Below are 10,656 nucleotides of genomic sequence, written 5' to 3' on the forward strand. Positions count from 1 at the left end.
CCGAGGATCAGGATTAGAAAGGCGCATCGCCCTGAATGGTGGTGCGAAACAGCTTGCGGCGCAGGTGGCTCGGGCAACCGGCGGCCAGGTGGATCAGCGAGCGGTTGTCCCAGAACACCAGGTCGTGGGGCTGCCACTGGTGGCGGTAGATGTTGTGCGGCAGCACGCTGTGGGCGTAGAGCTGGGCCAGCAGGTCGCGGCTTTCATCTTCGGGCAGGCCGACGATGCGGGTGGTGAAACCTTCACTGACGAACAGCGCCTTGCGGCCGTTTTCCGGATGAGTGCGCACGATCGGGTGCACCACTTCGGCCACTTGGGCCAGCTGCTCAGGCGTCAGGGTTGGCCGCCAATTGCCTTCGAATTTGGTTTCGCTGTAGCGCGCGGTGTAGGAATGCGCAGCGCTGCGGCCCTCCACCGCTTTGCGCAGGTGCTCGGGCAGTTGGTCCCAGGCTTTGTGCATGTCGGCAAACAGTGTGTCGCCGCCTTCGGAGGGCAGCTCCTGGGCGTGCAGCATTGAGCCCAGGCTTGGCAGCTCTTTATAGGACAGGTCCGAGTGCCAGAACTTGCCCGCGTCCCCCAGGCCGATGGATTGGCCGTTTTCTATGATGTTGGAGACGATCAGGATTTCCGGGTGGTTGGCCAGCAGGAACTGCTTGAGCACGTGGATCTGCAACACACCGAAGCGGCGGCTGAAAGCGATCTGTTGTTCGGGGGTGATGCGCTGGTCGCGGAACACCACGACGTGGTGATCCAGGTGCGCGCGGTGGATGCGTGCGAAGTCCTGGTCGTTAACCGGGCGAGACAAATCCAGGCCGACGATCTCGGCGCCAACGCTGCCGGGGAATGGGCGGATGTCGAAGGTTTGGGCGGTTGGGGTCGCTGTTGGAACAGTAGAGGTGGCGGACATGAGGGCACTCCCGGTCGGACAGGAGAGTGACTTTATAGATATAAGAACGGGCGATTAAATACCGTTAGTGAATATCGATATGCATTAGGGTGGGGGGTCTGTGATGAAGCCGATGGCGCCATCGCAGGCAAGCCAGCTCCCACATTTTGATTTGTGAACATATTCAAATGGGGGAGCCGGGCTTGCCCGCGATGAGGCCCGTGCCGGCGCTGAAGATCAGCGCTCGTGCAACGCCTCGGCCCGCGCCTTGATGATCGGCTTGAGCAGGTAGCTCAGGATGCTTTTCTTGCCCGTGATGATGTCCACCGAGGCGACCATGCCGGGGATGATCAGCAGCGGCTTCTCATCGGTGCCCAAATGGCTGCGGTCGGTGCGCAAGGTGATCATGTAGTAGGTGGTTTTCTTGTCTTCGTCGGTGATGGTGTCAGCACCGATGCGTTCGAGCTTGGCCTTCAGCCCGCCATAAATGGTGTAGTCATAGGCGGTGAATTTGACGATCGCTTCTTGCCCAGGGTGCAGGAACGCGATGTCTTGCGGGCGGATCTTGGCTTCCACCAGCAAGGTGTCGTTAAGCGGCACGATTTCGACCATGTCGCTGCCCGGCTGGATCACGCCGCCGACAGTGTTGACCAGCAGCTGCTTGACGATACCGCGCACCGGCGAGGTGACCAGCGTGCGGCTGACGCGGTCTTCGAGGGCGCGGCCGGTGGATTCGGCCTTGTTCAGTTCGGTGCGCGCTTCGTTGAGTTGGGTCAGCGCTTCACTGCGGAATTTGCCCCGGGTTTCGTCGATCTTGCGCTGCACTTCCTTGATCGCTGATTCGGCACGGGGAATCGCCAGGGTGGTGGCGTCCAACTGGCCACGGGTTTCCATCTCGGCGCGCTTGAGGCGCAGCACTTCCACCGGCGACACCGCACCCTGGGCCACCAGTGGCTCGGACATGTTGATTTCCTGACGCTGCAGGGACAACTGGCTGCGGTACTGGCCTTGCTTGGAGGTGAACTCGCGCAGTTCCTGTTGACGCTGCACCAGTTGCTCCTGCAAACCGCCGACTTCGTCTTTCAACTGCTGGCGACGGCTTTCATACAGCGAGCGCTCGTTGGCCGCCTGGCTTGGCGCGGCCTTGAGCACGTCGTCGGGAATGTTCAGCGGGCGGTCATCCACCTGCGCGCTCAGGCGCTCGACGCGCAGTTGCATGGCCAGGCGCAAGGCTTCGGTTTCGCCGGCGTTGGAGACAAACCGCGTGTCGTCGAGGCGAATCAGCGGCGCGCCGGCTTCGACAATCTGGCCTTCCTTGACGAACAGCTCGGAGACGATGCCGCCTTCCAGGTTCTGGATTTTTTGCAGTTTGGACGACGGAATCGCCTTGCCGTCGCCGCGGGTGACTTCGTCGATGCTGGAGAAGCCTGCCCACACCACCAGAAACACGAAGAACGCAATGATTGCCCAAATGGTCAGGCGGATGACCCGCGGTGCATCTTCGATCAGCGCTTTGTTGACCTCAGGCAGCGGCTGGCCCTGCAACGAATCGGAGCCTTTGAAGTAGCGGCCGACCGCGCTTTTGATGGAGTTAAGCAACACTGATCTGCCCCTTTTTCAACGCTTCCATAACCACGGCTTTCGGGCCGTCCGCGAGGATCTGCCCACGGTCGACCACCAGCAAGCGGTCCACCAGCGAGAGCAGTGAGGCACGGTGCGTGACCAGCACCACGGTCTTGTTTTGCACCACGGCTTGCAGGCGTTGTTTCAAGCGTTCTTCACCGGTGTTGTCCATGGCGCTGGTGGGTTCGTCCAGCAGCAGGATGGGCGGGTTGAGCAACAGCGCACGGGCCAGGGCGACGTTCTGGCGCTGGCCGCCGGACAGGTTCTGCCCACGCTCGCCCACTTGCAGTTCATAGCCTTGCGGGTGCAGGCGCGCGAATTCGTGCACGCCGGCCAGTTCGGCGGCTTGCAGGACCATTTCGTCTTCGACATAACGCGCACCCGAGACCAGGTTGTCGCGCAGGGTGCCTGCCAGCAGCTGGATGTCTTGGGCGACGTAGCCGATGTTGTGGCGTAATTCGCTCACGTCGATCTGGCGCACGTCCACGCCGTCCACCAGCAAGGCGCCGGAGTCGGGCTGGTACAGGCCGACGATCAGTTTGGCCAGGGAGCTTTTGCCCGAGCCGCTGCGGCCGATGATACCGATTTTTTCGCCGGGCTTGATCACCAGGTTGATGTTTTTCAGCGCGGCATTCTGCTGGTTCGGGTAGGTGAAGTTCAGGCCTCGACACTCGATGGCACCTTGCAGGGTGCGGCGGCTCATCGGGCGTTCTTCGAAATTGCGCTCCTGGGGCAGCTCCATCATCTGGTCCACCGAGGTCATGGTGACCTTGGCTTGCTGGTAGCGGGTCAGCAGGCCCGACAGCGAGGCCAGCGGGCTCAGCGCACGGCCACTGAGCATGTAGCAGGCAATCAGGCCGCCCATGCTGAGGTTGCCGTCGATGATCTGGTACACGCCGAACACGATCATGATCACGCCGGCCAGTTGCTGGATCAGCAGGGTCATGTTCATCGACAGGCCCGACAGCAACTTCACGCGCAGCTCCAGCCGGCTGAGGGTGCCGATGGTCTGTTCCCAGCCGTACTGACGCTCGCTCTCGGCGTTGTTGACCTTGACCGCGTCCAAACCTGCGAGGGTTTCGATCAGGCTCGACTGGCGCTCGGCAGCCAGGGCCATGGTCCGCTCCATGGTCGCTACCAACGGTTTTTGCAGGGCGTAGCCGATGCCCAGGGCAATCGGGAAAGCCAGCACCGGAATCCACACCAGGTGGCCGCCAAGGATGGCGATCACCAGGAAAATCAGCAGGGTGAACGGCAGGTCGATCAGGCTGGTGAGGGTCAGCGACGCGAGGAAATCGCGCAGGCTTTGAAACTCATGGATGTTCTGCGCGAAGCTGCCGACCCGTGCCGGGCGGTACTTCATGGACATGCCGACAATGCGCTCGAACAGCGTGGCCGAGATGATCAGGTCGGTTTTTTTGCCGGCCAGGTCCAGGCACAGGCTGCGCAGGCTCTTGAGCACCAGGTCGAACAGGTACGCGCCGCCGATGCCCACGGCCAACACCCACAAGGTGGACGTGGCCTGGTTGGGCACGACTCGATCGTAGACGTTCATCACAAACAGCGGCGCCGCCATGGCGATGATGTTGATCAGGAAGCTGGCGGCGATGGCGTCGGTGTAGAGCCAGCGCGAACGCTTGAGGGTGTCGCGAAACCACGAGCGCGCTCGCGGGATCAGGGTGCCGTGGTTGACGTCGAATTTGTGCTGCGGCTGGGCGAAGAAGACTTTGCCGATGTAATCGTCGACCAACAGCTCACGCTTGATCAGCACTTCACCGCCGTCGCTTTCGCTGAGCAGGATGCGGGCTTCGTCTTCGCCTTGCCAACCCACCAGCACCGTACTGCGACCGTCCTTGAGCAACAGCAGCGCGGGCAATGCGATGGTCGGAATCTGTTCCAGCTTGCGTTGCAGCACCCGCCCTTGCAGGCCGGCACGTGCGGCTGCGCGCGGCAGCAACTCGGCACTCAGGCGCTGCGAAGGCAGCGGCAGGCCGGTGGTGAGCATGGCCGCGCTGGCCGGTTTTTGATGCAAGGCACAAAGTGCCAACAACCCGTCCAGTAACGGGTCGTCGTGCAGCGTGCGTGGATCATGACTGAGATGAACTCGACTGACTTCGGATTCCACGCGCTGCACTCTCGACTAACAGATGGGGCTATAGGGGTGACTCAATTCATCCCAGGCAGTTGGACTTTTGGCTTCACGTCGTTCTGTACGACGGAGGCCATCGGTGCGACCACGCCCTGACTTTTGAGCAATTCGCCCATGGTCGCCTTGATTCGATATTGAGTAAATAACTGAATGTTCTTGATCTCTTCCAGACGACGCGAAGCGGTGAACAATTCGTTCTCGCTGTCGAGCAAGTCGAGCAGGGTACGCTGGCCCAGGCTGAACTGCTGCTGGTAAGAGGTGCGCACGCGGGTGCTGTGATCCACGTATTGCTGGGCTACCGGCAATTGCGCGTTGGCGTTGTTCAAGGCGTTCCAGGCCAGGCCCAGTTCTTCGTTGAGTTGGCGCAGGGCGTTGTTGCGGATATCCAGTGCCTGGTTGGCCTGGTAGGACTTCGATTGCAGGTCAGCCTTGTTGCTGCCACCGGCGAACAGGTTGAAGCGCATGCGCACCATGGCTTCCCAACCGTTGCTGTGGCCGGCATCGCCGCCGACGTTGTTGTCGGCATTAGTGCCCAGCTCTGCATCAAAGTGCGGGTAGAAGGTGGACTTGGCAGCTTCGTACTGACTTTCGGCGGCGGAAATATCCGACTCGGCCGAACGCAGGACCGGGCTGTTGTCGAGCATCTGGCGGCGTGCTTCGTTGAAGTCAGCCGGCAGCATGGCCACGAACGGCGCCGGGCGCTCGAGCTGGTCGGGCATCTGGCCGACGGCGCTGAGGTAATTGACCTGGGAGTCGGCCAGGTTGGTCTGCTCGGTGATCAGGTTGTTGCGGGCCTGGGCCAGACGCGCTTCGGCCTGGTCCTGGTCGGCACCGTTACCGACGCCGCGCTGGGTGCGCAGCTTGATCTGGTCGTAAATGCGTTCGTGGTTGCGCAGGTTTTCTTCAGCCAGGCGCACGAACTCACGGCGTGTCAGCACATCCAGGTACACCTGGGCGACAGTCAACCCGGTGCGCTCGGAAGTACCCAGCAAGGAGTAAGCGCGGGAATTGACGTTGGCTTGTTGGCGCCCGACTTCGCTGGAGGTGGCGAAACCGTCAAAAATCATCTGCTGCAGACGCAGGCTCGATTCGCCGCGGTTGTGGGTGTCCCACTGGTTGCCGTTCGGGCCGCTGGCGGCGCGCGTGTTGGAATCGTCGGTGCCTTCACGACCATAACCGGCGTTCAGGTCTACGCGAGGCAAGTAACCACCTTGTGCAGCGCGTAAATCGTAATCAGCGGCGATACGGCTATTCACGCCGGCTTGAATTTCCGGGTGCACGTCTAATGCCTGTTGCATGGCCTGGGGCAATGTTTGGGCTTGTACAAAACTGGCGGCGAGTACGAACGGTATTGCCTTGAACAGGTGCAAACGCATTTAAAAATTCCCCAGGACTTCTTGTCTCAAATCACAGCGATTGGCCTCGCTGAGTCGGATAATGGCTACCGTAATGACCGTACGTCGGAAAGTTCAAAAAGCGGAACTGCTTCACACATGTAGGACGGTTCGCCGCATGAATATCAATGTGACATTACAGGGCCAATTGTTTAGGATGGCGACCAGAAGGTCAATAGTTTGGCATAAACTAGATAGCGAATAAATCTAGCCAATTATTTGACGCCAATAAGTAATTAGACTACGCCCCCTCCTGTTTGGCCCTCGCACTTGCGAGCGGCCGCATGGAAATCATCAGAAACGGATCGCCGGAGAAATCTTTAATGAGCAGTGTTGTTGCCATCGTCAAAAGCATTGTTGGTCACGTTTTCGTTATTTCTCCGGAAGGGACACGCCGCGTCCTCGTTGAAGGTGATCGCCTGTTCGCGGGCGACCAGGTAGACACCGGCATGTCCGGCGCGGTCAGCCTGGAACTGGCCGACGGCCGCACGCTGGACCTCGGTCGGGATACCCAATGGAGCGCCGACATGCCGGACTCCAGCCTCGATCTGGCCGCAGCCACCGAGCAAGCCGCGCCGTCGGTTGCCGAGCTGCAACAAGCCATCGCCGCCGGCGCCGACCCGACCACCGACCTGGAAGCCACTGCCGCAGGCGCAACCGCTGCCGGTAACGGCGCCGCAGGCGGCGGCCACAGCTTCGTCGTGCTGGACGCGACCGCAGGCCGTGTCGACCCGACCATCGGCTTCCCGACCGGCCCTCTGGGCCAGACCACGGCGACACAAACCCAACTGGCGGGCGCCCAAGGCTCGACCGACAACAGCGGCAACCTGGTGCTGCAGGCGTCCACCCTGTCGCTGAGCGCAACCCCGAGCATCACCGAAGCCGGCGGCGTGCTGACCTACACCGCCACGGTGACCCAGGCGCCTTCCAGCAACCTGAACATCACGCTGTCCAACGGCGCAGTGATCACCATCATTGCCGGCCAGACCACCGGCACCGTCAACGTACCGCTGGCGCCGAATGACAGCCCCTACATCGATCCAAGCCAGATCAGCGTCAACGTCACCGGCACCACTGGCGGCAACAACCTGGTACTGACCCTCGACCCTAATCCGGCCGTGACTCAGATTACCGATACCATCGACACCACCACGGTGACGCTGACAGCGGGCGGAACAGTGACCGAAGGCGGTCAGATCACTTACACCGCGACGCTGACCAACCCTGCGCAGACGCCGGTGACGGTCACTTTGAGCAATGGCTCGGTGATTACCATCAAAGCGGGTGAGTCGGTTGGCACGGTGGTGGTGGATACGCCGGCTAACGACGTTTACAACAATGGTTCGACTGTCAGCACCACGATTACTGGGGCAACGGGCGGTAACTTTGAGAACCTGGTGCCGAGCACTGCGCCTGCGGTTACTACGATTACTGATTCGGTTGATACCACCACTGTTACGTTGACGGCGGGCGAGACTGTCACCGAAGGCGGTCAGATCACTTACACCGCAACGCTGACCAACCCTGCACAGACGCCGGTGACGGTCACTTTGAGCAATGGCTCGGTGATCACCATCAAGGCGGGTGAGTCGGTTGGCACGGTGGTGGTGGATACGCCGGCTAACGACGTTTACAACAATGGTTCGACTGTTAGCACCACTATTACTGGGGCGACGGGCGGTAACTTTGAGAACCTGGTACCGAGTACTGCGCCTGCGGTCACTACGATTACTGATTCGATCGACACCACCACCGTCACGTTGACGGCGGGCGAGACTGTCACCGAAGGCGGTCAGATCACTTACACCGCAACGCTGACCAACCCTGCGCAGACGCCGGTGACGGTCACTTTGAGCAATGGCTCGGTGATCACCATCAAGGCCGGAGAATCGGTTGGCACTGTTGTGGTGGATACGCCGGCTAACGACGTTTACAACAATGGTTCGACTGTTAGCACCACGATTACTGGGGCAACGGGCGGCAACTTTGAAAATCTGGTGCCGAGCACTGCGCCTGCGGTCACTACGATTACTGATTCGATTGATACCACTACCGTCACGTTGACGGCGGGCGAGACTGTCACCGAAGGCGGTCAAATCACTTACACCGCGACGCTGACCAACCCTGCGCAGACGCCGGTGACTGTGACGCTTTCTAATGGCCAGACCATCGTCATCGAAGCCGGCAAATCTGCAGGCTCGGTAGTCTTTGAAACTCCGGCTAACGACGTCTACAACAATGGTTCGACTGTCAGCACCACTATTACCGGTGCAACTGGCGGTAACTTCGAGAACTTGGTGCCGAGCACTACACCTGCGATCACTACGATTACTGATTCGGTTGATACCACCACCGTTACGTTGACGGCGGGCGAGACTGTCACCGAAGGCGGTCAGATCACTTACACCGCAACACTGACCAACCCTGCGCAGACGCCGGTGACTGTGACGCTTTCTAATGGCCAGACCATCGTCATCGAAGCCGGCAAATCTGCAGGCTCGGTAGTCTTTGAAACCCCGGCTAACGACGTTTACAACAATGGTTCGACTGTCAGCACCACTATTACCGGTGCAACTGGCGGTAACTTCGAGAACTTGGTGCCGAGCACTACACCTGCGATCACTACGATTACCGATTCGGTTGATACCACTACCGTTACGTTGACTGCCGATAACTCGGTCGTTGAAGGCGGCAATATCACTTACACCGCCACGTTGACCAACCCGGCGCAAACTCCGGTCACCGTGACGCTGAGCAATGGCCAGACCATCGTTATCGAAGCCGGTAAATCTGCAGGCTCGGTGGTGTTTGAAACTCCGGCTAACGATGTCTACAACAACGGTTCGACCGTCAACACAACGATCACCAACGCCACCGGCGGTAACTTCGAGAACTTGGTGCCGAGCACTACACCTGCGGTCACCACGATCACCGACTCGATTGATACCACTACCGTCACTCTGACTGCCGATAACTCGGTCGTTGAAGGCGGCAACATTACTTACACCGCCACGCTGACTAACCCAGCGCAAACCGCTGTGACGGTTACCTTGAGCAACGGCCAGACCATTGTTATCGAAGCCGGTAAATCTGCGGGCTCGGTGGTGTTTGAAACTCCGGCTAACGACGTCTACAACAACGGTTCGACTGTCAGCACCACTATTACCAGTGCAACTGGCGGTAACTTTGAGAACTTGGTTCCAGGTACTGCCCCAGCGGTCACCACGATCACCGACTCGATCGACACCACCACTGTCACTCTGACGGCGGATCCTTCGGTCGTTGAAGGCGGCAACATTACTTACACCGCTACGCTGACAAACCCGGCGCAGACTGCGGTTACCGTGACATTGAGCAACGGTCAGACGATCAACATCGAAGCGGGCAAGTCCAGCGGCACTGTAGTGTTTGAGACTCCGGCTAACGACGTCTACAACAACGGTTCGACCGTCAATACGACGATCACCAACGCTACCGGTGGCAACTTCGAAAACCTGGCAACAAACCCAGCGCCAGCCACCACCACGATTACTGATTCGATCGACACCACCACCGTCACTTTGACGGCTGATCAATCGGTCGTTGAAGGCGGCAATATTACTTACACCGCTACGCTGACTAACCCGGCGCAAACTGCGGTGACTGTGACGCTTTCTAATGGTCAGACGATCGTCATTGAGGCCGGTAAATCTGCAGGCTCGGTGGTGTTTGAAACCCCGGCTAACGATGTTTACAACAACGGTTCGACCGTCAACACGACGATCACCAACGCTACCGGTGGCAACTTCGAGAACCTGGCGACCAACCCAGCGCCAGCGACCACCACGATTACTGATTCGATCGACACCACCACCGTCACTCTGACGGCGGATCCATCGGTCGTTGAAGGCGGCAACATTATCTACACCGCTACGCTGACCAATCCAGCGCAAACCGCTGTGACGGTTACCTTGAGCAACGGCCAGACGATCAACATCGAAGCGGGCAAGTCAAGCGGAACTGTGGTTTTCGAAACTCCGGCCAACGACGTTTACAACAACGGTTCGACCGTCAATACGACGATCACCAATGCCACTGGCGGTAACTTCGAAAACCTGGCAACCAACCCAGCGCCAGCAGTGACCACCATCACCGACTCGATTGATACCACTACCGTCACTCTGACTGCCGATAACTCGGTCGTTGAAGGCGGCAACATTACTTACACCGCCACGCTGACTAACCCGGCGCAAACTGCGGTGACGGTTACCTTGAGCAACGGTCAGACGATCAATATCGAAGCGGGCAAGTCCAGCGGAACTGTAGTTTTCGAAACTCCGGCCAACGACGTTTACAACAATGGTTCGACCGTCAACACGACGATCACCAGCGCCACCGGTGGCAACTTCGAGAACCTGGCAACCAACCCTGCGCCAGCCACCACCACGATCACCGACTCGATCGACACCACCACCGTCACTTTGACGGCTGATCAATCGGTCGTTGAAGGCGGCAACATCACCTACACCGCCACGTTGACCAACCCTGCGCAAACCGCGGTAACCGTGACGCTGAGCAACGGCCAGACGATCAACATCGAAGCGGGCAAGTCCAGCGGAACTGTG

Annotated in this window: 4 protein-coding genes and 1 pseudogene; 1 reads left to right on the top strand and 4 read right to left on the bottom strand. The window is 59.5% G+C overall.

The window, feature by feature from the left end; genetic code table 11:
• Positions 1-13: 13 nt before the first annotated feature.
• The 4 genes from NTD89_RS13835 to NTD89_RS13850 form a co-directional block, all read right to left on the bottom strand.
• A complete protein-coding gene (locus NTD89_RS13835) occupies positions 14-907 on the bottom strand; it encodes a TauD/TfdA dioxygenase family protein (RefSeq protein ID WP_262208242.1) in 894 nt (297 codons plus the stop codon).
• 216 nt (positions 908-1,123) lie between these two features.
• A complete protein-coding gene (locus tag NTD89_RS13840; RefSeq protein ID WP_106577304.1) occupies positions 1,124-2,488 on the bottom strand; it encodes an HlyD family type I secretion periplasmic adaptor subunit in 1,365 nt (454 codons plus the stop codon).
• Positions 2,478-4,634 (bottom strand): type I secretion system permease/ATPase, encoded by a 2,157-nt coding sequence (locus NTD89_RS13845; RefSeq protein WP_119738405.1) that lies wholly within the window; start codon positions 4,632-4,634, stop codon positions 2,478-2,480. Before NTD89_RS13845 ends, NTD89_RS13840 begins: the two co-directional genes overlap by 11 nt.
• Before the next feature lie 41 nt (positions 4,635-4,675).
• Positions 4,676-6,034 carry a TolC family outer membrane protein gene (locus tag NTD89_RS13850; protein ID WP_145159602.1) on the bottom strand — a complete coding sequence of 453 codons (1,359 nt, stop codon included), beginning with the start codon at positions 6,032-6,034 and terminating at the stop codon, positions 4,676-4,678.
• Between the two features lie 341 nt (positions 6,035-6,375).
• On the opposite strand from NTD89_RS13850, the pseudogene NTD89_RS13855 reads away from it, so the two are divergent.
• Positions 6,376-10,656: pseudogene (locus NTD89_RS13855) on the top strand (LapA family giant adhesin); the annotation flags it as partial.

This window comes from Pseudomonas sp. 14P_5.3_Bac1 (assembly GCF_025466135.1).
Taxonomy (GTDB): domain Bacteria; phylum Pseudomonadota; class Gammaproteobacteria; order Pseudomonadales; family Pseudomonadaceae; genus Aquipseudomonas.